Below are 23,534 nucleotides of genomic sequence, written 5' to 3' on the forward strand. Positions count from 1 at the left end.
GGACGAAAGGTAACACCATGGTTAAGCAGTCCATTTTCGGCCGCATCGCGCAGCTTGCAAAGGCAAACATCAACTCCTTGCTGGACAACGCTGAGGATCCGCAGAAGATGCTGGACCAGATGGTCCGGGACTACACCAACAACATCGCCGAGGCTGAGTCAGCCGTGGCGCAGACCATCGGCAACCTGCGCATGCTCGAGGACGACTACAACGAAGACGTGAAGAACGCCCGCGACTGGGGTAACAAGGCCCTCGCCGCGTCGCGCAAGGCCGACGAGTACCGGGGCAGCGGGCACGCCGCGGACGCCGAAAAGTTCGACAACCTGGCCAAGGTGGCCCTGCAGCGCCAGATGTCAGCCGAGAATGAGGCCAAGGGCGCAGAGCCAAGCATCTCCTCGCAGCGGGAAGTGGTGGACAAGCTCAAGACCGGCCTTGGCCAGATGAAGGGCAAGCTCAACGAGCTCACCAGCAAGCGCAATGAACTCGTAGCCCGCTCCAAGACAGCTGCAGCCCAGTCACAGGTCCACGACGCAATCAAGAGCATCGACTTCATGGACCCCACCTCCGAGGTGGGACGGTTCGAGGAAAAGATCCGCCGGGAAGAGGCGAAGGTCAGGGGCCAGCAGGAACTTGCCGAGTCCAGCCTGGACGCACAGTTCAACCAGCTTGAAGACCTCGGCGAACAGGTCGAGATCGAAGCGCGCCTTGCGGCGCTGAAGTCCGGCGGCGCCGCCAAGCCCGCTATCGGCGCCTCAGCTGCGGGAGCCGGTGCTGAGTCAACGGTGGACGAAGCCGACTTCGACAAGCTGTAAACACCACGTGCCCGGACTCGCCGGGCTGGCTCAAGGCCGGGGTTCAGGATGAACCCCGGCCTTCGCCGTCCGAGAAAGCCGGCCAACCAGCCCACGCGGCTCCGGGTGGATGTGTGTAGCGTGGAAGCCATGTCCTCCCCCGCCGCAACGTCCATCGTCTGGCTCCGTGATGATCTTCGCCTCGACGACAATCCAGCGCTGACCCGGGCCGCAGAACTCGGCCTGCCCCTGACAGTCGTGTACATCCTCGACGAAGAATCGGACGGCATCCGGCCCCTCGGAGGCGCAGTCCGCTGGTGGCTCCACCACTCCCTGGCATCCCTTGCCGCCGACCTGGAGCATGCCGGATCCACCCTGGTCCTCCGTCGGGGACCAGCAACGAGGATCATCCGGGACCTGGTCAACGAAACCGGCGCGTCCCATGTCCTCTGGAACCGCCGTTACGGCGGTCCGGAGCGGGCTGTGGATGCCGGCATCAAGGAATGGGCCGCCGGCGCAGGCATCGAGGCCGCCAGCTTCCAGGCAAGCCTGCTCTTCGAGCCCTGGACCATCACCACCGGCAGCGGCGGCCCCTACAAGGTCTTCACGCCCTTCTGGCGCGCCTGCCTCGCCTCCGGTGAACCCCGGTTGCCGCTCGACGCGCCGTCCAGGCTGCCCTCCCCTGCTCAAGCAGGCCGAAAAAAGCATGCCGACAGTGAACCGCTGGCGTCCTGGTCTCTGCTGCCGGATTCGCCCGACTGGAGCGGAGGCCTGGCGGAAACCTGGGAACCAGGCGAAGCCGGCGCGCACGGCCGCCTGGAGGACTTCCTGGATGGGCCGGTGGCGGACTACGGAACCGGCAGGGACGTGCCCGGCGTCGAGGGAACCAGCAGGCTGTCCCCCCACCTCCGCTTCGGCGAGATCAGCCCGTTCCGCGTGTGGCATGCGCTCCGTCAGCGGTTTCCGCACCAGACGCCTGCCGACGTCGGAATTTTCCGGTCCGAGATTGGCTGGCGGGAATTCTGCTGGCAGCTGCTCTACGTGAATCCGCAGCTGGCAACACGCAACTACCGCCCGGAGTTCGACCTTTTTGCCTGGGAGGAGCCATCCCAGGCCGAGCTCGGCGCCTGGCAGCAAGGGAGGACAGGCTATCCCCTCGTGGATGCCGGGATGCGCCAGCTCTGGAGGACTGGCTGGATGCACAACCGGGTCCGGATGGCGGCCGCGTCATTCCTGGTCAAAAACATGCTGGCGGACTGGCGCCTGGGCGAGGAGTGGTTCTGGGACACCCTGGTGGACGCCGACGCCGCCAGCAACCCGGCGAACTGGCAGTGGGTGGCCGGGTCAGGGGCGGATGCCTCCCCGTATTTCCGGATCTTCAATCCGGTCACGCAGAGCAAGAAGTTCGACGCCGGCGGACGCTACCTGCGGCAGTACGTCCCGGAGATCGCCGGCCTCAGCGACAAGGCCATCCATGAACCGTGGAAGAGCGGCGAGGCGGCAGGCGGCTACCCGCCGCCGCTGGTGTCCTTGCCGGAGTCCCGGGAACGTGCACTGGAGACCTACCAGAGGCTCAAGGACGGCCAGTAGCCCACTCCTTTTGGCTGGCGGGGCCCCCGGCCTCCCTGACCGGCCTTAGCGGCTGACCTTGCCCATCAGGGACGCAATGGGGCGCAGGAAGATGGGCCGGGCGAGGAACCATGCCGCCACCATCACGGCCACAGACATGAGGAAGATCCAGAAACCCAGCCAGCCGTCGCCGTCTGACACGGCGTACATGTGGTTCAGGTTCCGCAGGGCGCCGGTGGTGAGCACGAGGAATACATGCACCACGATGAACGCCACGAAGTAGATCATGACCGGGAAATGGATGGCCCGCGCCAGTTCGATCGGGTACGCCTTGTTCAGCGCGGCAGCCTTCTTGGGCCAGGCGGAGGACGTCCGGATGCCCGAGATGAAGGCAAGCGGCGCGGCGATGAAGACGGTGAGGAAGTAGGTCAGCAGCTGCAGGGCGTTGTAGTTGATCCAGCCGTTTTCGGTGGGCCAGTTCAGGGATGCGTACTGCAGGGCTGCGGACAGCGCGTTCGGAAAAACATCCCAGCTGGTGGGGACGATCCTCGTCCACTGTCCTGTCGCGAACAGGAGAACGGCAAACACCAGTCCGTTGATGATCCACAAGGCGTCCAGCGTGAGGTGGAACCAGAGCTCAAGCGTGATCTTGGTGGGCGGTGTCTTGGTTTTGATGAGGCCTTTGTTGTTGCGGGTCCAATGACCGCTCGGCCGGGTGGTGGTCCGCACCTGCCAGCCGGTCCGGATGATCAGCAGCAGGAAGAACCCGTTGAGGAAATGCTGCCACGCAAGCCAGGCAGGGAATCCGACGGGAGCGCCGTCAGGGAGCTCTGAATGGCCCGGGTAGTCCGCCAGGAACGACGCGACCGCCGGGAGCTCCCTCAGCCACCTGGCGAACAGCACCACCAGCACCAGCGCCACCAAGGCAGCAGGAACACCCCAGTAGAGTCTGTTCCGCTTGCCCGTCGCAGTACCGGACTTTTTGGTGGGTGTGGACATCGAACAACATTCCTCTCGAGAATGACTGGCCCCTGGCGCAAATTTCTGAGGCTCTGCGAAAGAGAATACTAGGAACTACCAGCAATCAAAGAAAAAGAAGACCCCGGGCGGCATATCTGCCGGCCGGGGCCTTCACTTGGTTGCGGGGACAGGATTTGAACCTGTGACCTCTGGGTTATGAGCCCAGCGAGCTACCGAACTGCTCCACCCCGCGTCGCTTGATCAACACTACCCTAGTTTCGGCGGCGCAAAATCCACACCCAATATCCGGCCCTTTTTGCCACGCCATCCGACGCCTAGCCACGCCAAAAGCCCGGGCGGCGCTTAAACCAGAAAGTCCGGAACCGTTTCCAGTTCCGGACTTTCCGTCAGTTGCGGGGACAGGATTTGAACCTGTGACCTCTGGGTTATGAGCCCAGCGAGCTACCGAACTGCTCCACCCCGCGTCGCAAGAACAACTCTACCGCCGGGTGAACAGGAGGCCAAATCGAGATGGCGTGATCTGCGTCTCGGCCGCCCTCCGGCGCCCTGCGGACGCTGCCGGGATGACGCCCTTTGCCGTTAACGCCGCCGGCCCGGCCACCCTCCCTGCGGAGAATGCGACCGGGCCGGCGGAGCCAGTCAGGTGCCCGTCAGTTGCTTGCCGTGGGTGACGGCGTGGGGCTGCCGGACGGGGTGGCAGTGGGCGACGGCACCGGCTCAGGCGCTGTCACCGGAATCTTGGCCTCCGCGTCCACGGCCTTCTGCAGGGCTGCAGCTATCTTCTTCTGCTGCTCACCATAGGCTGCGAAGTCGCCGGCCGCGAGGGCTGCCTGGCCAGCCTGGATGGCGGCCCGTGCCTCATCCAGGGCGGCCTTGAGCTCTGCCTTCGCGTCGGCACCCGCCGGCGGCGTGGTACCTGGTGTCGGCGGGGTCTGACCGTTGTTGTCGGAGTCGCCGGCGGAAGCACCGGAGTCCCCGCCGAACAGCTGCTTCAGGGCCGCGTCCAGGGTCGGCGCAAAACCGACCTTGTCACCGAAGGCCACCAGCACACGCTGCAGCGTGGGATACGACGTTTCACCCGTGGACTTCAGGTAGACCGGCTGGACGTACAGGATTCCGCCGCCCACCGGGAGCGTCAGGAGGTTGCCGTTCAACACATCCGAGGCGCCCTGGCGCAGCAGGTTCAGGGCCTGCGAGACCGTGGGATCCGAGTTGAACTTGTTCTGCGCCTGGCCCGGGCCGGGGACCTGCGTCTCCGGCGGAATCTGGAGCAGCCGCAGCTGGCCGTAACTGTCAGCCTTGACCCCGGCTTGGTTGCCGGCGTCGGAATCCGCGGCCAGGAAGCCGTAGAGGACGTTACGGGCATTTCCGTTGACGATCTGCGGGATAAAGGAGGACGTCAGCTGGAACGCCGGCTTGTCCTGGTCCGGCATCTGCAGGGACATGTAGAACGGCGGCTGCTTGACGTCCGTATCCACGGTCGGGTCGGCCGGCACGCTCCAGGCATCGTTGGTCTTGTAGAAGCTGGACGGATCCGTCACGTGGTACTTGCCCAGCAGCTGACGCTGGACCTTGAACAGGTCCTCGGGATAGCGGACATGGCTCATGACGTCGCCGGACATCTCCGAGAACGGCTTCAACGACGTCGGGAAAACCTTCTGCCAGGACTTCAGCAGCGGGTCTTGGTCATCCCACGCGTACAGCGTTACCGACCCGTCATAGGCATCCACGGTGGCCTTGACTGAGTTCCGGATGTAGTTGACAGTGCTGTTGGGCAGTGCGACGGCGCGGCCGGACGTGGTCTGGGTGTCAGCGGTGGCGTCCGAGAGCTGCTCCTGCTGCGAGTACGGGTAGTACTGGCTGGTGGTGTAGCCGTCCACGATCCACTTGACCCGGCCATCCACTACTGCCGGATAGGCGTTGCCGTCCACGGTCAGGTAAGGCGCGACTTTCTCCACGCGCTCGCGCGGGCTGCGGTCGTAAAGGATCTGCGATTCCTCGTTCACGCCGTCCGAAAGCAGCAGGTCCGAGGACTGGAACTTGATGGAGTAGAGCACCTTGTTGAAGAAGCTGCCCACGTTGGGGCCGCCGTTGCCCTGGAACGTGTACTGGGTTTCCCCATCCCCCTCGCGACCGGACGGCCTGTCCTGTTCACGGTTCGGGGAGCCGTCCGGAGCACCCACAATGGAGTACTCGGGCGAGCTTTCGCCGAAGTAGATGCGCGGCTCGTACGTGGAGTCGTTGCCGAGGACACCGGTGGACGGAATACCCGACTGAAGGAAATCAGGCTTGCCGTCCACGGTGAACTTGTTGCCCTTCGCTGCAACCACGCCGTATCCGTGGGTGTACACAACGTGCTGGTTCAGCCAGCTCTGCTGGTTCTCGGCCACATTCTGCGGGTTCAGTTCGCGGACCGCGATGACGGTGTCCTGGACTTTGCCGTCCACTTCGTAGCGGTCGACGTTCAGGGCCTCGGGGAACTGGTAGTACGGGCGGTACTGTTCCAGCTGCGAGAAGGCGTCCGAGATCAGGTTCGGATCGAGGAGCCTGATATTGGCCGTCGTCTGCGCGTCCGGAGCGAGCGCCCCGGTGGTGGCGGTGTTGGTGGCGTCGTACCGGTCCACCTGGATCTTGTCCAGGCCATAGGCGGCGCGCGTGTTCTGGATATTGCGCTGAATGAACTCCTTCTCCAGCGTCTCTTCCGAGGGCCGGACCTGGAACTGCTGGATCACCCACGGGTACACGCCGCCGGCCAGGATGGAGGTGATGATCAGCATCGCGGTGCCGATCACCGGCAGGCGCCAGCGGCCGATGACCGCGGCGACGATGAACAGGATGGCCACGAGCGCGGCCGCCACCGCAAGGATGGCCTTCGTGGGAATCACGGCGCTGACGTCGGTGTACAGCGCACCGGCCCACCGTCCTCCGTTGCTCTGCAGCGCGGCGAACCTGTCCAGCCAGAAGTTGGTTCCCAGCAGCAGGAGGAAGGCAGCGCCGGTGACTGCGAGGTGGATCTGCGCCGCGCGGCTGGTGAAGACGCCGCGCTCCATCAGGCGGATGCTTCCGTAGAGGTAGTGGGTGAGGATCCCGGCGATGCCGGCCACCACAACAACGCTGATCAGGAACCCGGTGATAAATCCCAGGAACGGGAGCGTCATCAGGTAGAAGCTGAGGTCCATTCCGAATTCCGGGTCAGCCTGGCCGAAAGGTTCCTGGTTGAAGAACAGCAGGACTTTCTGCCACTGGCTGGCCGCGGCGCTGCCGGCAAAGAGGCCAAAGAGAATCGGAAGTCCGAGCATAACCACGCGGCGGACCGGTTCAAGCTGAGCCTGGTAGCGGTTCAGGTTGTCCCGGATCTCGGAGTCCGGCGCATAGACCGGCCGCGCGTGGTACGCAATCCGTATTGCGAAGAACACCGCGGCGAACATGATGGCGAAACCGGCGACAAAGATACCGATCCGCGCCAGGTTCTCCGTCAGGAACACTTCGAAGAAGCCAAGCTGCCGGTACCACAAAACATCAGTCCACACATTGGCGAAGAAAATGAAACCCACCACCACGAGGGCGACAACAACGAGCGTGGGTGTCAGGGCACCTCGTCTTGAGGGGGGTCTTCCGGGCGGGATGGGGCTGGCAGGACGGGACAAACTCGGTACCTCATAGCTGGTCGTCAGATTAACATTCGAAGCGTGCGTGCGAGCGACGTCCGGTACCGGTCAAGCGAATGGCAACGTCCGTCATATCTGCCACGAGTGGCAGTAAAGCTTAGTTCCTGCCTCAGTCTAGTTGCTGGTACAGGCCGCAAGACCGGAGGTGTCCTGCCCCGACGCGGCGAGTTCGACGGCGTCACGCGCCTCGGCGAGATTCTCCACCTTTACTACCTGCAAACCGTCGGGAATGTGCCCGGTGACGTCGTCGCAGTTGGCGGCGGGCGCCAGGAACAGGGTGGCCCCGGCGGACCTTGCGCCCTGCATCTTCTGGGCGATTCCACCGATGGGTCCCACCTTGCCGTCCGGAGTGATCTCGCCGGTGCCGGCCACATGCCTGCCGCCCGTGAGGTCCCCGGGCGTCAGCTTGTCGATAATGCCGAGGGAGAACATCATCCCGGCGCTGGGGCCGCCGACCTTGTCAAGGGAGATCTTCACGTCAAAGGGGAAAGTGAATTTGTACTTAAGCATCACGCCCAGGATGTAGCGGCCCTCACCGTTGTCCATCGGCGTGATGGCCTGGGTCACCTCGTCCCCTCCCCTGTCCAGGACCACGGTGGCCGGTGCGCCTTTGCCGGCGGCTAGCTCATCCTGGATGACGGAGAGCGCGGTGATGGGCTTTCCGTTGATCGACCGGAAGACATCGCCCTGCTCGATCTTCCCTTCGGATGGTGAGCCGGTTGAAAGTCCCGCCGCCTGCAGTTCCTGGCTGAAGGAAATGTCCAGCTCGTTGAGCGCCGATGCAACAGCGTTCTCCTGGGACGTGGTCATGGCCACGGAGCTCTGCTCCTCGGCCTGCTCCCTGGTGGTGCCGACGGGGTAGATCAGTTCCTGCGGATACACCGACCTGGACGGGTCCAGCCACGCTGCAAACGCACCGAAGATACTGACCGGGCCGTTAGGGCCGCCGTCGACGTAGACGGTGGTCAGGTCCAGGTTCCCGGCGGCCGGATAGGTTTCGCGCCCAGTCACGCTGATGACCGGTGCGCCCTGGGCATCGCCCAGCGTGTTGAATGTGGGGCCGGGTTTTTCCACAACGTACGGCACCGGCAGCGTTCCGGCAGCGAGGCCAAGGCCCAGCGCCGCCACCCCTGAGACCATCATCAGGGATACCTTCTTGCCACCGCGCCTTGGACGGAGCGAAAGCATGGGGTCCTCAGGTTCTGGAACCTCGTCCGGAGCTTGATCGGTAGGCCCTGTGCCGGCGTCGAGCTCGGTTGCACGGTCCTCGGGTGGATGGTCGCCACGGGTCGTAGTCACCCATCCAACATTACGCGTCCCGGCAGCCCGCAAGCTCTTTGCCTACAGCGAACGTCGACGCTGCGCGGCAGACAGCCGCCCCTGCCCGGGGTACCGTGAAGTTGATCAACAGTCACACCGACGATCGGCGTAATCATGACCTCCAACCCACTCAATCCGTCCAACGGCGATGACGCTCCCAAGGATCCGCTGACAGAAATGCTGCAGAACCTCATGGGCGGCAAGGGCATGGAAAACATCGACCCCGCCGAACTCGCGAAGGCCGCCGGCCTGCCTGACGACCCCAACCTCCTGGCCCAGATGTTCTCCCAGGTCCAGGCCATGATGAGCGCGCCCTCCGAGGGCCCCGTCAACTGGCAGCTGGCCCATGAGAACGCCCGCCGGGTTGCTGCCAGCAGCGCGGATCCGTCCGTGACATCGCTGCAGTCACGTGAGGTGGACGAGGCCCTGCGCCTCGCCGAGCTCTGGCTCGACCCGGTGACGGACCTGCCGGCCACCGGCCTGATCGGCCGGGCATGGTCGCGCGCCGAATGGGTGGAAGCAACCCTCGGCACCTGGAAGCGGCTCACGGAGCCTGTCGCCAACAGCATCGCCAACGCCCTGTCCAATGCCATGACGGAACAGATGCCGGAGGAGATGAAATCCATGATGGGCGGCGCCTCCTCCATGCTGCAGAACATGGGCGGAGCGATCTTCGGCATGCAGCTGGGGCAGGCCATCGGCGCCCTCTCCGCTGAAGTGGTCAGCTCCACCGACATCGGGGTTCCGCTCGCGGACCTGGAAATGGCCCTGCTTCCGGCCAACGTGGCAAAGTTCGGCGAAGGCCTCAGCCTGCCGGAGAACGACATCCGGCTGTTCCTGGCCGTCCGTGAAGCGGCCCACGCGCGCCTCTTCGTCCAGGTTCCCTGGCTGCGCGGCCACCTGCTTGGCGCGATTGAGGCCTACGCCCGCGGCATCCACATCGACACGTCCAGGATTGAAGAGCTGGCCCGGGACCTGGACCCCAGCAACCCCGAAGGCATCCAGGAAGCCCTGTCGCAGGGCGTGTTCATGCCCCAGCGGACGCCCGCCCAGGAACAGGCCCTGGAAAAGCTCGAGACAGCCCTTGCGCTGGTTGAGGGCTGGGTGGATGAACTTACCGCCGCCGCCACGGAGAAACTCCTGCCGTCAGCGGGCGCCCTCAGGGAAACCGTCCGCCGGCGCCGCGCCACCGGAGGTCCCGCCGAACATGCGTTCTCGTCCCTGGTGGGCCTGGAACTGCGTCCGCGCCGCCTGCGCGAAGCCGCCACGCTGTGGGCGGCCCTCAAGAAGGAACGCGGCATCGAAGGACGGGACGCCATCTGGCACCACCCCGATCTCCTTCCCACCGCCGAGGACCTCGACGATCCCTTGGGATTCAGTGCCCGCCGCAAGCTGGCGGAGGCCAGCGACAGCGAAGTCGACGACGCCCTCCAGAAGCTGCTCAGCGGAGGCTTCGACACCGCACCGGAACAGGGCACGGATGAGGCCGGAAACGGTACGGAAACCGACGGCTCCGGTACCAGCGCGACGGAAAGCAGCCCCGACGGCGGAACTGACGAGGACCAGCCGAAAGGCTAAATAGCCCGGTCCAAGGTGACCTTGGGGCGGCCGGATCTAGTCGGCGTCTCCGGGCCACAGTGCGGGCTGGCCTGGAGCGCCGCTCCCTGGGCCGTCCGGTCCGCCGTCAGGACCGGCGGCCATGCCGCGGGATGTTGCGAACGAGACGCCTTCAAGGAATGCCTTGGCCCGCGCCGTGTCCGGATACGCCTCCAGCAGCTTCCAGAACGCGGCATTATGCCCGGCCACCAACAGGTGGGCCAGCTCATGAAGCAGGACGTAATCGATGACCCACTGGGGCATGGGCCGCAGTTTGTCGGAGAGCCGGATGGTGCCTTCGGACGGCGTCGCGGATCCCCAGCGGGAGTTTTGGTTGCTGACCCAGCGGACCGACGCCGGCACTGCCCTGCCGCCGAAGTAGCGGGCGGACAGCTCGGCGGCGTGCGCCGCGAGCCCGGCGTCTGTTGCCGGCTGTTGCCGGCGTTTTTGCGCGCGGCGGCTGCCCTGGCGATGAAGCTTCTCCAGCATGCGGTGCACCCACTCGGATTCCTGGGCCGCCGTAAAGCGGGCCGGGATCGCCACCACCGCCGTGCCGTTCTCCCAGAAGGCCGCCACCGTCCGCGTGCGTCGGGCGGACCGCCTCACCTCCACCGGGGCGCCGTCGGCCGTGGTCAGCTGCGGCCCTTTCCGCCCTTCGGCCCGGGGAGTCACAGCGTGGTGCTTTCGACGAGGACCCGGAGGACGTCCTCACCGTAGCGTTCAAGTTTGGACGGCCCCACGCCGGCGAGAGTTGCGAGCTCCTCCAGCGACGACGGCCGGGCCTCGGCAATGGCCGTCAGGGTGGCATCGGTGAACACCACAAAGGCCGGGACCTCGGCCGAAAGCGCAACTTCCTTGCGCCAGGTGCGGAGCGCGTCGAAGGTCTGTTCCTCGTAGCTGGGCGGACAATCGTTGCAGCGGCCCACCTTGCGCTCGGCGCCGCTGGCCAGCATGGTGCCGCAGACCCTGCACGTGGCAGGTTTGGCAGCTTTGCGGCGTGGCGCCGGTCCCTTGCCGCGGGCAGTGGAGCTGGCCACCGAGTCCGGCCGCAGGCCGTCAAGGAAACGGGACGGCTTCCGGTTCGCCCGGCCGCCGGGAGTCCGGGCCGTGGACCAGGACAGGGAGAGGTGCTCGCGGGCGCGGGTGATTCCGACGTACAGGAGCCGCCGCTCCTCATCCACCGACTCGGGAGTATCGGCAAAGGAGATCGGCATCAGCCCTTCGCTGAGTCCAACAAGGAACACGGCGTCCCATTCGAGGCCCTTGGCCGCGTGCAGCGAGGCGAGGGTAACGCCCTGGACCGTGGGGGCATGCTGCGCCAGGGAGCGTTCCTGAAGCTCATTGACGAAGTCCGCGAGGCTGAACTGGTCCCCGCGTACCTGGACCAGTTCGTCGGCGAGGGCCACCAGTGCCGCCAGCGATTCCCAGCGTTCCCGCAGGGCACCACCGTTGTGCGGCGGAGAATCGGTGTAGCCGAGCGACGCCACGATGTCCCGGACCAGCTGTCCCAGCGGTTCCGGCGTGGCAGTCTCCGCCACTGCCCTCGTGGCAGCGCGGAGCTGAAGTATGGCGTCCCTGACTTCCTTGCGGGCGAAAAACCGCTCACCGCCGCGCAACTGGTAGCCAATGCCGGCGGCGGCCAGGGCCTGCTCGTAGGCTTCGGACTGGCCGTTGGTGCGGAAGAGGACGGCTACCTGGCTTGCCGGCGTGCCGCCGTCGAGCAGTCCCTGGATCTTGAGCGCCACGGTGGCGGCTTCCGCCTCGTCGTCTGAACACTCCGTGAACTGGGGAACCGGTCCTGCCGGACGCTGGGCCACCAGCTGCAGGGGTGCCGCCCACGCGGCGTCCGCCACGGGTCCGCCGCTTCGGCGCGCGCCGAGGAGATCGTTGGCGAGCTTGACCACCTGGGGTGTGGAGCGGTAATCCCGGATCAGCTTTACCACGTTGGCTTCGGGATACCTGGCCTTGAAGCCCAGCAGGTGCTTCGGGGACGCGCCGGTAAACGAATAGATGGTCTGGCTGGCGTCACCCACCACACACAGTTCGTCGCGGCCGCCAAGCCACAGCTCAAGGAGCCGTTGCTGCAGCGGGGAAACGTCCTGGTATTCGTCGACCACAAAATGGCGGTACTGTTCGCGCACCGTGGCTGCCACTTTCTGGTCCTCCTGCAGGATGCCCACCGTGATCAGCAGGACGTCTTCGAAGTCGATGACGTTGCGGTCGGTTTTGACGTCCTCGTACGACTGGAAGACCCGGGCCACGGCGGTGAGGTCGAAGCCACCGGGCGTGCCCCGGTCATCGGCATTTTCCAGGTAGTTGGCCGGGGTCAGCATGGAGACCTTGGCCCACTCGATTTCCGAGGCAAGGTCACGGATGGAGGCCCGGTCCGTGCTGAGCCGCAGGCGGCGGGCGGCCTCGGCAATCATCTGGGCCTTGTGGTCCAGGAGGTTGGGAAGGGTGCCGCCGACGGCCTGGGGCCAGAAAAACTGGAGCTGCCGCAGGGCGGCCGCGTGGAACGTGCGGGCCTGGACGTTGCCCACGCCGAGGTCACGCAGCCTGCTCCGCATTTCCGCGGCCGCGCGGGCGGTGAACGTCACTGCCAGAAGCCGTTGCGGGCTGTAGACCCCCGAGTGCACGCCATAGGCGATCCGGTGTGTGATGGCACGCGTTTTGCCGGTGCCGGCGCCGGCCAGCACACACAGCGGGCCGTTCAGGGTGCTGGCAACTTCCCGCTGTTCGGCGTCCAGGCCGCCAAGAATGCGGTCCTCGAGGGACACTGCACTGTCAAAATTCTCTGTAGTCACTCTGCTGCTCTGTTGTCTCGACTACCTGGTGCTGGAGTCTGGTCGGTGATGATGCCTGAGGTTCAGGTGTCGGTGCGGTCCAGGATTCGTCCGCCGTACCAGTGCTCAATCAACGAGCGGGCAATGGACAGCCGGCTGGAGATGGTGATCTCCCCGGTGAGCACTGCCTCCTGGAGTTCCTCCCGGCTGAACCAGCGCGCCCTGGTGACTTCCACGCCGTCGGGCGTTGCTTCGGTGTCCGCGGTGATGGCAGTAAATCCAAGCATAAGGGAGGCGGGGAACGGCCAGGGCTGCGAACCCAGGTACTGGCACCCCGAAACACGGACGCCGACTTCCTCATGGATTTCCCTGACCACGGCCTGCTCGAGTGACTCCCCCGGTTCAACGAACCCTGCGAGGGTGGAATAGTTCCTGGCGTCGACCGGTCCCCCGCCGCCGAGCAGCAGCCTGCCGTCAGGACCCACTACGGTGACGATGATTGCCGGATCCGTGCGCGGATAGTGTTCGGAGTTGTCCTGCGGGCAGCGTCGCACCCATCCCCCGGACTCCACAACCGTGGGAGTGCCGCAGCGTGGACAGTGCGTGTGCCCGGCGTGCCAGTTGGTGATCGCGCTTGCCTCAACGAACAGCGCCGTATCCGTGGGGTTGAGGACCCCGGCGATGTCCCGGAAGCCCGTCCAGGTGGCGTCACCGGGGATGCCCGCCGTGCCCGGTTCCAGGGCATCCGGCAGCACCAGCAGGAGCAGCTCCGTGCCCGCAGGCAGGTCTGAACCGTCCAGGGCTGTCCCCAGGTAGATCACGTGGTCGGGAGTGTTTCCGACGCCCTGAAGGCTTTCGACAAAACGTGCCGCGCCGGTCAGGAAAAGGCTGTTTCCGGTGACGAGGGCCTGCCGCCCGGACAGGACCACGGCAAGGGTGGCGTCGCGTCCCAGCAGTTCATCCACCATGCCCGGGCGAGTGCGGACGGCAGAGCCCCGGTCCACCAGCGCGGGACGCACGGGAAGCACGGTATCGAACAGGTGGTTGGCCGGCAGCTGGACTGCCTGCGTCCGGTAGGCCGGTGTAGCGGACTCCGCATGACTCATGTGTCCACCGTACTGACTCGGACCGACAATTGACATTTTGGGCGGCCAGGCACGGGGTGCGGTGGCGACAGGCGGAGATTTGCCGCATATCTGGAGACTCGCCGCCGCCGCACCGTTGTCTTGGCCGTCAGTCAATCTACCGTGGAACGGTGAGAAGAAAACCGATCGAACTGGCAGCCGTTGCAACCGCGGCAGTCCCCGGGCTGACCCCCACCGCCGTCAGCTCCGCCCCGGATGATGCCGCCGACTTCGACAGCGCGCTGCTCCTCGATTCGGAAGGAAAACGCTGGAGGGTCCGATCGCCCCGTCACGCCGAAGCCAGCGCCCGGCTGGAGACGGAATTCCTGGTCCTGCGGGCGTTCGCTCCCGGCATCAGGGCCGAGTTGCCCTTCCTGATGCCCACAGTGGCCGGCAGCGTCCGCCTGGGCGCACTCAGCACGTTCGTTTACTCCCACCTGGCCGGAACCACCCGCAGCGTCGAGGAACTGACCGCCGGCCCGGACCAGCTCGCCCGTGAAATCGGAGTGGCACTGGCTGCGATCCACGACCTGCCCCATGCGCTGGTCAGCAACGCCGACCTCCCCAGCTACACGCCGAACGAATTCCGCCAGCGCCGCCTGAACGAACTGGACCAGGCCGCCACCACCGGCAAGATTCCGCCGTCCCTCCTGCGCCGCTGGGAGCACGCGCTCGAAGACGTGTCACTGTGGCGGTTCAACCCCTGCGTGGTCCACGGGGACCTGCACGAAGACAACCTGCTGGTCGACGGCCACCGCGTGACCGCCGTTACCGGTTGGACGGACCTGCGGATCGGTGACCCCGCCGATGACTTCGCCTGGCTGGTGGCCTCCAACGAGCAGGACTTTGTGGACACTGTCCTGAGCAGCTACACGGAAAGCCGCCGGGACGCGCCGGACAAGCATCTGCTCCGCAGGGCCGCCCTGTCCGCCGAGTTCGCCCTGGCGCAGTACCTTGTCAAAGGCATTGCAGCCGGCGATGACGCGATGATCTCCGAAGCGGAGGGCATGCTGGAAACCCTCGCCAGCGACATCGCCGAGCACGGCGGGCAGGCCATCAGCGTTGAACCGCTGCCGTCCGCCTCGGCTCCTGGTGGCGCGGCTTCTGGTGGCGCGGTTCCGGCCGGCACCGCCTCGGCAGGGCAGGAAGCGGACGACGGCGGCGCGGGGCACAGTGCGGCAGCTCCTGCCAGCGCACAGGGCTACCCGGCCGCGGACCCGGGAATTGCCGGTGTGACCCCCCTGGTTGTCCAGCCCGTGACAGTAGTCCCGATTCCGGCGCCCGTCTTACCTGCAGTCCAGGTGACGCCGATCCCGGCTGACGAGCCTGCGCCGGAAGACGGGCACGCCGGGGCTGACTCGCCGTCGGATGTTCCATCGGCTGACGACACGTCCACCGCCGCCATCACCATCATCGACGTCAAGAGCTGACCGAGTAGGACTCCGACACCAGCTCCTCCAGCTCTGCAGCTGACGCGAGGTCGTGCGGGCGGACCACCTGGTTGTCAGCCACATAGAAGAACGCGGCCCGCACGTCCTCGACTGCGATGCCTTTGAGCCGGGCCCAGGCAAGCCGGTACGCGGCAAGCTGCACCGCCCTGGCCTTCAGCCGGCCGGCGTCAGGGCGGCGGCCCGTTTTCCAGTCCACCAGGTCCCAGCGGCCGTCAGCATCACGGAAAACCGCGTCGATCCGGCCGCGGACCACCACGTCACCCACCCGGGTCTCCACGGGAACCTCAATGAACGCCGGGGAGCGGTGGGCCCATTCCGACGCCCGGAACGTAGCGACCATGTCCTCGAGGTCGTACGCGGCATCGATGTGATCGTCCGCTCCCGGCGCCTCGCCGAGGTCGAGCATTCCGGCGGCTCCGAAGTATTCCTCCACCCAGGAATGGAAGGCGGTTCCCTTCCTGGCAGACATGCCCGGTTCCCGGGGAACGGGCCTCCGAAGGCGTGCCAGCACAGCTGCCGGGTCCTCGCCGAGATCAACCAGTGTGGACGCCGAGATGTGGCTGGGCAGGTGGACGTCCTGGCCGCGTGCCCTGGTGGAGCGCCGTTCCAGCAGCAGGGAGGCCTCCTCAGCCCACCCTGCAGCGGGACCGCGAAGCCCGCGGCTGTCGTTGCGGGTGTCGGCGGAATCGGGTCCGCCGGCATGGATTTCGTCACCGGCAGGACCGCCACCGCCGGGAGCGGGGTCGTTGGTGCGGTGGTCAAGGCTTGCCAGCACCTGCGCGGCAGCCTTTTCCATTGCTGCGCGCCGGCCCGGGAAGAGGCGAAGGCGCTGGCCTGTCCGGGGATCCACTGGCCCTTCGAGGGGGTCGTAGGGCCACTCGGCCACCTCCGTTTCCAGGGTCAGTGGACTTTTTTCCGGAAGGGAGGCTTCATCCACCGAGGCAGGATGGACCAGTGCGGCGTTGCCGTCCGCTCCGGCCGTGGCCGCCATGGGCTCGAGCTCGGCCAGGAACGGGGACATCTCCGCCCGGCCTGCCCGCGAACCCACCCAGGCGGCGCTCGAGACCCACAGGACATGCTTGGCGCGCGTGTACGCGACGTAGGCCAGGCGCCGTTCCTCCGACTCGCCGTGGGCCTGCACTGCCGACTTGAATTCCTTCTCGGCATCAAGCCAGCCCTTCTGGTCGGGCTGGTCGATGTCCCACTGGGGCAGGTCCGCCCGGTCACCCCTCAGCGGCCAGGGAAGTGCCGCAGCTCCACTGCTCCACCGTGAATCACGGCTGCTGGGGAAGGCGCCGGCGTTGAGGCCCGGCACAAAAACCACGTCCCATTCCAGTCCCTTGGACGCGTGGACCGTCAGGAGCTGCACGGCTTCGCGGTTAACATCCGGAGCCGGTGCGTCGAGGCCGTTTTCCTCCGCCGCGGCAGCCTCCAGCCACGCCAGGAAGGCCAGGATGTCCACCCGCTGGGATGTCCTCAGGAAGCCGGCCGCGGCGTCCTGGAAGGCGTCAAGGTTGCGGCGGGCCTGGTGGATGCTGACACCAGGGCGCGCGGCCACCTCAATGTCCAGCAGCATGGCGCGTTCCACTTCGCCAAGGAGCGTGGTCAGGTCATCGCCGAGGTAGCCGCGGAGCTGCCTGAGTTCGACGGACAGCCGGCGGAGCCGCTCCCTCGCTTCCGCGCTCAAGGCTCGTCCGTGCGACGATGTCCAGCCTTCGCGCGGAAGCCAGTCCAAAGCCTCCACCAGGCTGGAGCCGTCCGTGAGGTCGGTCTCAACCATGGCCTCGTCGTCGGGCGCTGCGGCATCCCCGGTCCCTGGTTCCGTGTCATTCCCGGCGGCGGCCTGCCCGCGCCTGCGGGCCAACTGGCTGGACCAGTCGCGGAAGGCCATCAGGTCAGCCGGGCCGATGCGCCACCGGGCGCCGGCGAGGAGGCGCATCAGGGAATCAGACCGTCCCGGATCGGCCAGGACCCTCAGGGTGGAAACGAGGTCAATGATTTCGGGGGTGTCCAGCAGGCCGCCGAGTCCCACGATCTCGTAGGGAATCCCCCGTGCGTCCAGCTGACGGCTGATGGTCTCCATCTGGGCACGACGGCGGCACAGGACAGCGAGCGCCGGCGGCACCGGGGTGCCGTCAGCCTTGCGCTCAAAGTCGGTGACCCGGTATTTCAGGATGTCTTCGGCAAGCGCCGCAGCTTCCTCGACGTCGGTGCCGAAGCGGCCAAGCACCACGCGTCCGTCCGCTGCGTAGGGGCTCGGCTGCAGCGGCGGCACTTTCGTGGCCGGCTCCCCGTGGGCGCCGGCCGGTTCGCGGTGCGCGGCTGCCCTGCCCAGGGATTCTGACATCACGTTGGCGGCCTCAAGGATGGACCGGCCGTTACGCCACGCGGTGGTCAGATAGGAAGTGGGGGCAGGGCTGAAGTTCTCCTCTTCCTGCGGGCCTGGAGTCCGGACGGGGAATTCCCGGACGAAGTGGAACAGCTGCCCTGCGGACGCCCCGCGGAAGCCGTAGATGGACTGGTTGGGGTCTCCCACCGCGGTGACTGCATGGCCGCCGCCGAAGAGCCGCGAAAAGAGGACCAGCTGGGCGTAGGAGGTGTCCTGGAATTCGTCCAGGAGCACCACCTTGTAGCGTTGGCGTTCCATCTCCGCAGCAAGCGGGACCTCCCGTGCCACCCGTGCGGCCAGTGCCACCAGGTCACCGAAATCGAGAGCTCCGCGGGCGCGTTTCGCCGCCGAATAGCGGCCCACCATGTCTGCGACGCTGGCCCTGGTCCGCAGCATGGCGGCGAGTTCCGCTGCCGCCTGGGTGGGGTTCTTCTTGCCGTCGGCCACATAGGGCAGGGTCTCAAACTCTGCGATCCGTGCCATCAGCCAGGATTCGACGTCCACAGGTTCCTGGAGGTGTTCCGCACATTCCCCCGCAAGCTGGATCACGGCCTTCACCAGCGTGGACTTCGCCGCGCTGAAGTGGCCGTACTCGCCGTCGAACGCCTCTACCACCTCGCTGGCGAGCTGCCAGGCCTGGGCGCCGCCGAGCAGAACGACGTCACGTTCCACTCCGAGCCTCAGCCCATAGTCGGACACGATGCCGCTGGCGAAGGAGTGGTACGTGGAGACCTTCGGTTCGAGGGCGTCGCTGCTGAGCAGTCCTTCGGGGAACACGGTGTGCCCGGTGTCCTGCGCCGCGATGCGCTGCAGCACCGCCAGCTTGGCCCTGATCCGGGTGGCGAGCTCGCCGGCGGCCTTCCTGGTGAACGTGACCCCGAGGACTTGTTCAGGCCTGACCCACCCGTTGGCGACCAGCCAGACCACGCGGTCGGCCATCGTGGCTGTCTTGCCCGATCCGGCGCCGGCAATAACCAGCCTGGGCGTCAGCGGCGAGGAGATGATGGCGGACTGCTCGGCCGTGGGCAGGTTCTTCTCACCCAGCAGTCCGGACAGCTCTTCGGGGGTGAACCGGGGCTCGGGGAGTCCTGGCTGGGTCATTCTGTTACCTGCTTTCCACGGACACAGAGGGGGCAGACTTCGGGAAGCCTGCAGCCGTGACCGCCGTGGCCGCCCTTCGCGGGGTCGTGCCGGGCTTCGAAGACACTTCCTGCCATGAGCGCTGCAGCGCCGTTCACCATCTCCAGGGCCCAGTTGTCCTGCGGATCAAGGGTGTCCTGCTGCTGGACGCCCGGGCCTTTGGTTCCCGTCCCCAGCTGCGCGAGCACGGCACCGCCCGGGGTGGCCTCTGCGGGCAGGCCCGGGGCATCCCCGAAGCCGCCTGCCAGGACTGCGGCCTGATAGGCGCCAAGCTGGGGATGGCGGGAAAGCTCGGTCTTGCCGGGCTGCCTTTTCCCGGTCTTCAGGTCCACGACCACCAGCCGGCCTTCGGAATCGATCTCAAGCCGGTCAACCTGGCCGCGAAGGACAGCCGACCGGACGGGGATCTCCGGGCCGGCCCCGTCGATGCCCGCCGCGGGAGTGAGGTCCGGAATCTGGACAACAAAATCCTGCTCCACCCCCACCAGGCTGCGCCCTTCGCTCCGCATCACCAATACGTACTGCGCGAGTTTGCGGACCATGGCTTCGGCGCGCTGGAAATCGAGCCTGCCTTCCCAGTTGTCCTTCATACCGAGGGCCGGCCAACGCCTGACCAGTTCCGCGACGTATTCTCCGCCTGAGGCCTCCGGCAGGTCCTGCGCGATGGCGTGGACCAGGGTGCCCAGGCTTCGGGCGAAGTCGGTGGCGGCTTCGCCGCCCGCTGCCTGCACAAACCAGTCCAGGGGCGATTTCTGGACGGCTTCGACTTTCGACGGCGAAACATAGACCGTTCCACCGGGAGGCACCACAGCGTCAGTGGTTGTCAACGCAGCCAAGCCCCACCAGGTGCCCGGATGGGCACCGGGCACGGGGGGTTCGGCTTCGGCCAGGCGTGTCAGGACGCTGACGGCTTCCGCGGCTTCAGGGGCGTATCTGCCGTCGAGCTGGGCGTACTGCCGGAGTTCCGCCACGAGGGCGCGGAGGGTCATGGGCCTCTCCACCGGGGTGAAGCCGCGGCCATCCTGGCCGGGCCCCAGTGGTGCCACGTAGTCCAGGAACGAGGAGGGCTGGTCGTCCTCGGAGGAGACGGCAGTGCAGATCAGCAGGTCGCGGGCCCTGGAGACTGCGGTGGAGAAGCTTCGAAGTTCGTCATAGCGGATGTCCCGCAGGCGGCTCAGCGGGTCAAGCTGCAGCGCGTATTCCACACCGTGCTCCACGGCGTCGGCATACAGGGTGCTGCCCAGCAGCTCGCCCCGGAGCCGGGTGTTGGGCCACACGCCTTCCTGGAGCCCCGCAACGATCACCACGGGCCATTCCCTGCCGGCAGCACTGGCAGGGGTCATGAGTTCGACGGCGTCGTCCACCTGGGCCCTGGCGGCCAGCGTGTCCATGGGGAGTTCCTGGTTCAGGAGGTACTCCAGGAACTGTTCAGGACCGGCACCGGGCATCTGGTCCACGTAGCGCTCGGCGGTGTGGAAGAGGGCCATCATGGCATCGAGGTCCCGGTCGGCGCGGGCGCCGTGGGGACCACCTGCCAGGGCAGTTTCTGTCCAGGCGTTCGCCAGCCCGGTGGAGTGCCACAAGGCCCAGAGCACGGACTCGGCGTTGGCTCCGGGTTCGACTGCAGCAACCCGTCCTGCCTGGATCATGCGGGCGGTGCGCCTCGCCGACCGGCCTTCCAAACCCAACGTGGCCAGCGCACCGGGCTCGAGCAGCGCTTCGACCAGCAAGGCGTCGCTGGTCCGCCCGCCGCCGCCCAGGAGTTCTTCACGCCGAAGCGACTGCCTGAGCCTGCGCAGCTCAATCGACGTCGCACCGCCGATCCGCGACGTGAGCAGGGAAACAGCAGACTCAGGCGTCAGCAGCGCCGGGTCCAAGGCAACCGCATAGGCGTCCAGAAGCGGGCGGACGGCAACTTCATCACGGACCGCGGATTCGGCCACCGGAACGCGGACGGGGATTCCCTGGCCGGAGAGGTAGCGCTGGAGCTCGCTGAGCTGCCCACCGTTCCGGACAATAACGGCGATGTCGGCGAGGTCACGGCTGTGGTTGATGTGCTGGTCCAGGATCCGCTGGGCAACATAGCGCAGTTCATGGACCGGCGAAGGTACAAGGTGGGCTTCGACAGCGCCGTGATGCTGTGTGGACACGGTTTCGTGATCGTGCCGCTCCAGACGGCGTGCCAGCTGGCCGCCGGCACGCTGCGAGATCCGGCCGGCAACCCCGAGCCAGGCCTCTGCGACGGCGGGCGCGTGGCGGTGTGTGTGCCATAGGGGCCGCTCCAGGACGGCTGTGCCGGCGGACAGCAGCCGGGGAAGTTCGGCAACGAGATCCGGCCTGGCGCCGCGGAAGCCCTGGACGACGGTGTCCGGGGAGGATGTCACGTAGCAGTCCTTGCCCGCCGCAATGTCGGCAAGGAGTTCAAAAACAGCAGGGTTTGCTTCCTGGATGTCATCCACCAGTAGAAGCTGCAGACGGTCCCGTTCGGCGTCCAGGAAGTCGGGTGCGTCCTGGAAAATTTGCCGGGCAGCGGTGATGATCCCGGCGGGGTCGAAGGCCTCGGGCATGCGGAGGTCCAGCACGTCCCTGTATTCGGCATAGAGCGCCGCGGCGGCGATCCAGTCCTCCCTGCCGCAGCGGCGGCCAAGGTCTTCAAGGTCTTCGGCCGTCCGGCCCGATTCGATGATCCGGTCGAACAGCTGGCGGACTTCGTGCCGGAATCCCCTGGTCTCCAGCGCGGCGCCCAGGTCAGCGGGCCATGGCAGCTGCAGGCCGGGAAGTGCATGGCCCTCCAGCAGCTCCTTGATGATGAGGTCCTGCTCGGGTCCGGAAAGGAGGCGCGGCGGCCGTGGCAGCGGCAGGATGCCTTCAGCCTTGGCCCGCCGGATCAGGTCGAAGGCATATGACGCCCAGGTCCTTGCCGGGGTAGTGCTCAGGCTCCTGTCCAGCCTGGCCGTGAAGCGGTCCCGAAGCGAGTCTGCCGCCAGCCGGCCCGGGGCAAGGATCAGGATCCGCTCCGGGTCGACGCCGTCGTGGAAGGCCCGGCGCACGGCGGCTTCGATCAGGACGGTGGACTTGCCGGTCCCGGGCGCACCCGGAACGAGGACAGGTCCGGAACCATGCGGGACCTCCACAGCCTCCCGCTGGTCAGCTGAGAGCACGGGGACGGAGTCCTGCAGGCGCCGGGGCGGCAGCAGCCGAAGGCCGGTCCCGTTGGCACTCCGGCCGCGTGCACCGGCGTCGCCCGCCAAGGCATGCGCGTCATCAAGGTCGTCGAGAGGGGGGTCGGGCAGGAGGTCCGTCTGGAGGCTTGTTAACGTCACACGGACATTTCATCATCGGCCACGGACAATTTATGAAGCCCACGCTCCAGCCGGTCCGCAATTGCGTCCAGCTGGTCGAATTCTGCGTCTGTCGGCGCCCACCGTGCCGCAGCCAGGTCCACGCGCCAGCGGCCCTCGCCGGTGCGAAGGAATTCGTCAGGGCTGCCCAGGAGCGGCGTGCCCTCGTCCAGGTAGTGGCGCAGGGCTTCGGCGTCGTGGCCTTCGGGCGGCTGTCCGCTGGCTTTAAGGATCCGCCACCACGGCACATCACTGCCGTAATGGCTCATGACCGCGCCGACCTGCCGTGGTCCGCCGGCTCCCAGGAGCTCGGCGACATCGCCATAGGCGACGGCAGTACCCGGGGGTACCAGCTCCACCACGGCCAGCACCGCCTCGACATACTCCGTCCGCATGGATCCAGCGTAGCCGGTATCGGCGCACCGCCCGGTCCTCAGGGAAGGAAGAATCCTGACCCGCCGACGGGGCTGCCGGAGACTGTCGGTGCCTCCAGGTAGCGTGGAAACATGACCACTTGGAACACCCTCCCCCGCGCAGCGTTCGACCTCGAGACCACTGGCCGCAACTCCCGCGCGGCACGTATTGTCACGGCGTCGGTGACTGTGGTGGACCACCAGGGGGATGTCATCACGGAACATGAATGGCTGGCCGATCCTGGTGTCGAGATTCCCACGGAAGCAAGCGATATCCACGGCGTCACCACCGAGCAGGCCAGGCGCGAGGGCCGCCCCGCCCATGAGGTGACGCGGGAGCTTGCCACCGTCCTGCAGGAGCTCTTTGATGCCGGCGTTCCCGTGATTGCGTTCAATGCCAGCTACGATTTCACCGTGCTGGCCGCGGAATCGGCGCGGTACGGCGTCAAGCAGCTGAGCCGGTTTCCAGTCCTTGATCCGTACATCATGAACAAGCAGGTGGACCGGTACCGGAAAGGCAAACGAACGCTCACCGCCCTGTGCGAGGAATACGGCGTCAGCCTGGACAACGCCCACACCTCCGCCGCGGACGCCCTCGCCACGGTCCGGGTCCTGGACGCGATGGCGGGCAAGTTTCCCAAGCTCAGGATGCCGGCCAGCCAGCTTCACCAGCTCCAGGTGGACTGGGCCGTCAGCCAGGCAGCCGACTTCCAGGGCTACCTGAGGAAAACCAAGCCTGCCGCGGTGATCGAAGGCGACTGGCCGGTCCTGCCGCCCGAAGACGCAAGCCGGGGCGACTTCTAGCTGCGAGCTAACTCACACTTATTCGGCCGCCCGTGCGCGCGGGTTCAGATCATGCGCCGATTCGGCAATGGGGGCGCCGTCGGGCCGGGCCGGAGCGGCCCCATGGCCTGGGCCGAGCAATATTCGGCCTACGCCCCTATCGGCTACTACTTTCTTCGTCTATC

14 protein-coding genes and 2 tRNA genes are annotated in these 23,534 nt (G+C 66.6%); 5 read left to right on the forward strand and 11 right to left on the reverse strand.

What is annotated here, in order from left to right:
* Positions 1-17: 17 nt before the first annotated feature.
* The gene (locus ABV518_RS01455; RefSeq protein WP_367765075.1) at positions 18-812 is read left to right on the forward strand and encodes a PspA/IM30 family protein; all 795 of its coding nucleotides are present in this window, start codon (positions 18-20) and stop codon (positions 810-812) included.
* A 129-nt stretch (positions 813-941) separates the two neighbouring features.
* Positions 942-2,381 carry a deoxyribodipyrimidine photo-lyase gene (locus tag ABV518_RS01460; RefSeq protein WP_367765076.1) on the forward strand — a complete coding sequence of 480 codons (1,440 nt, stop codon included), beginning with the start codon at positions 942-944 and terminating at the stop codon, positions 2,379-2,381.
* A 45-nt stretch (positions 2,382-2,426) separates the two neighbouring features.
* Here the strand turns inward: ABV518_RS01460 and ABV518_RS01465 are convergent, their stop codons facing one another.
* The 5 genes from ABV518_RS01465 to ABV518_RS01485 all read right to left on the reverse strand — a co-directional run bounded on the left by ABV518_RS01465 (position 2,427) and on the right by ABV518_RS01485 (position 8,197).
* Positions 2,427-3,359 (reverse strand): cytochrome b/b6 domain-containing protein, encoded by a 933-nt coding sequence (locus ABV518_RS01465; RefSeq protein WP_367765077.1) that lies wholly within the window; start codon positions 3,357-3,359, stop codon positions 2,427-2,429.
* Between the two features lie 137 nt (positions 3,360-3,496).
* Positions 3,497-3,573: transfer RNA gene (locus ABV518_RS01470), tRNA-Met, on the reverse strand.
* A 158-nt stretch (positions 3,574-3,731) separates the two neighbouring features.
* Positions 3,732-3,805: transfer RNA gene (locus ABV518_RS01475), tRNA-Met, on the reverse strand.
* Positions 3,806-3,991: 186 nt separating this feature from the next.
* Positions 3,992-6,988: a UPF0182 family protein gene (locus ABV518_RS01480; RefSeq protein WP_367765078.1), complete on the reverse strand. Its 2,997-nt coding sequence runs from the start codon at positions 6,986-6,988 to the stop codon at positions 3,992-3,994.
* Positions 6,989-7,123: 135 nt separating this feature from the next.
* Positions 7,124-8,197, reverse strand: coding sequence for a PDZ domain-containing protein (locus ABV518_RS01485; protein ID WP_367765322.1), 1,074 nt, complete (start codon positions 8,195-8,197; stop codon positions 7,124-7,126).
* A 246-nt stretch (positions 8,198-8,443) separates the two neighbouring features.
* Between ABV518_RS01485 and ABV518_RS01490 the strand changes: the two genes are divergently transcribed.
* A complete protein-coding gene (locus ABV518_RS01490; protein WP_367765079.1) occupies positions 8,444-9,907 on the forward strand; it encodes a zinc-dependent metalloprotease in 1,464 nt (487 codons plus the stop codon).
* 36 nt (positions 9,908-9,943) lie between these two features.
* On the opposite strand, the gene ABV518_RS01495 is transcribed toward ABV518_RS01490, so the two are convergent.
* The 3 genes from ABV518_RS01495 to nudC form a co-directional block, all read right to left on the reverse strand.
* The gene (locus tag ABV518_RS01495) at positions 9,944-10,597 is read right to left on the reverse strand and encodes a YgjP-like metallopeptidase domain-containing protein (RefSeq protein WP_367765080.1); all 654 of its coding nucleotides are present in this window, start codon (positions 10,595-10,597) and stop codon (positions 9,944-9,946) included.
* Positions 10,594-12,729 carry an ATP-dependent DNA helicase UvrD2 gene (locus ABV518_RS01500; RefSeq protein WP_367765081.1) on the reverse strand — a complete coding sequence of 712 codons (2,136 nt, stop codon included), beginning with the start codon at positions 12,727-12,729 and terminating at the stop codon, positions 10,594-10,596. The genes ABV518_RS01495 and ABV518_RS01500 overlap by 4 nt, the downstream gene beginning before the upstream one ends.
* 62 nt (positions 12,730-12,791) lie before the next feature.
* Positions 12,792-13,814, reverse strand: a complete 1,023-nt coding sequence (gene nudC, locus ABV518_RS01505; RefSeq protein ID WP_367765082.1) for an NAD(+) diphosphatase — start codon at positions 13,812-13,814, stop codon at positions 12,792-12,794.
* Between the two features lie 149 nt (positions 13,815-13,963).
* On the opposite strand from nudC, the gene ABV518_RS01510 reads away from it, so the two are divergent.
* Positions 13,964-15,262 (forward strand): phosphotransferase, encoded by a 1,299-nt coding sequence (locus ABV518_RS01510; RefSeq protein ID WP_367765083.1) that lies wholly within the window; start codon positions 13,964-13,966, stop codon positions 15,260-15,262.
* On the opposite strand, the gene ABV518_RS01515 is transcribed toward ABV518_RS01510, so the two are convergent.
* The 3 genes from ABV518_RS01515 to ABV518_RS01525 form a co-directional block, all read right to left on the reverse strand.
* Positions 15,252-18,773 carry an ATP-dependent helicase gene (locus ABV518_RS01515; protein ID WP_367765084.1) on the reverse strand — a complete coding sequence of 1,174 codons (3,522 nt, stop codon included), beginning with the start codon at positions 18,771-18,773 and terminating at the stop codon, positions 15,252-15,254. The two genes, ABV518_RS01510 and ABV518_RS01515, sit on opposite strands and share 11 nt — an antisense overlap.
* Positions 18,770-22,063 carry an ATP-dependent helicase gene (locus ABV518_RS01520; protein ID WP_367765323.1) on the reverse strand — a complete coding sequence of 1,098 codons (3,294 nt, stop codon included), beginning with the start codon at positions 22,061-22,063 and terminating at the stop codon, positions 18,770-18,772. The genes ABV518_RS01515 and ABV518_RS01520 overlap by 4 nt, the downstream gene beginning before the upstream one ends.
* Positions 22,064-22,131: 68 nt before the next feature.
* Positions 22,132-22,548, reverse strand: a complete 417-nt coding sequence (locus ABV518_RS01525) for an MGMT family protein (RefSeq protein WP_367765085.1) — start codon at positions 22,546-22,548, stop codon at positions 22,132-22,134.
* Positions 22,549-22,659: 111 nt separating this feature from the next.
* On the opposite strand from ABV518_RS01525, the gene ABV518_RS01530 reads away from it, so the two are divergent.
* A complete protein-coding gene (locus ABV518_RS01530; protein WP_367765086.1) occupies positions 22,660-23,370 on the forward strand; it encodes a 3'-5' exonuclease in 711 nt (236 codons plus the stop codon).
* The last annotated feature ends 164 nt before the right edge of the window (positions 23,371-23,534 follow it).

Origin of the sequence: Arthrobacter sp. HS15c (assembly GCF_040812005.1) — a bacterium.
In the GTDB taxonomy this organism is placed as follows: domain Bacteria; phylum Actinomycetota; class Actinomycetes; order Actinomycetales; family Micrococcaceae; genus Arthrobacter.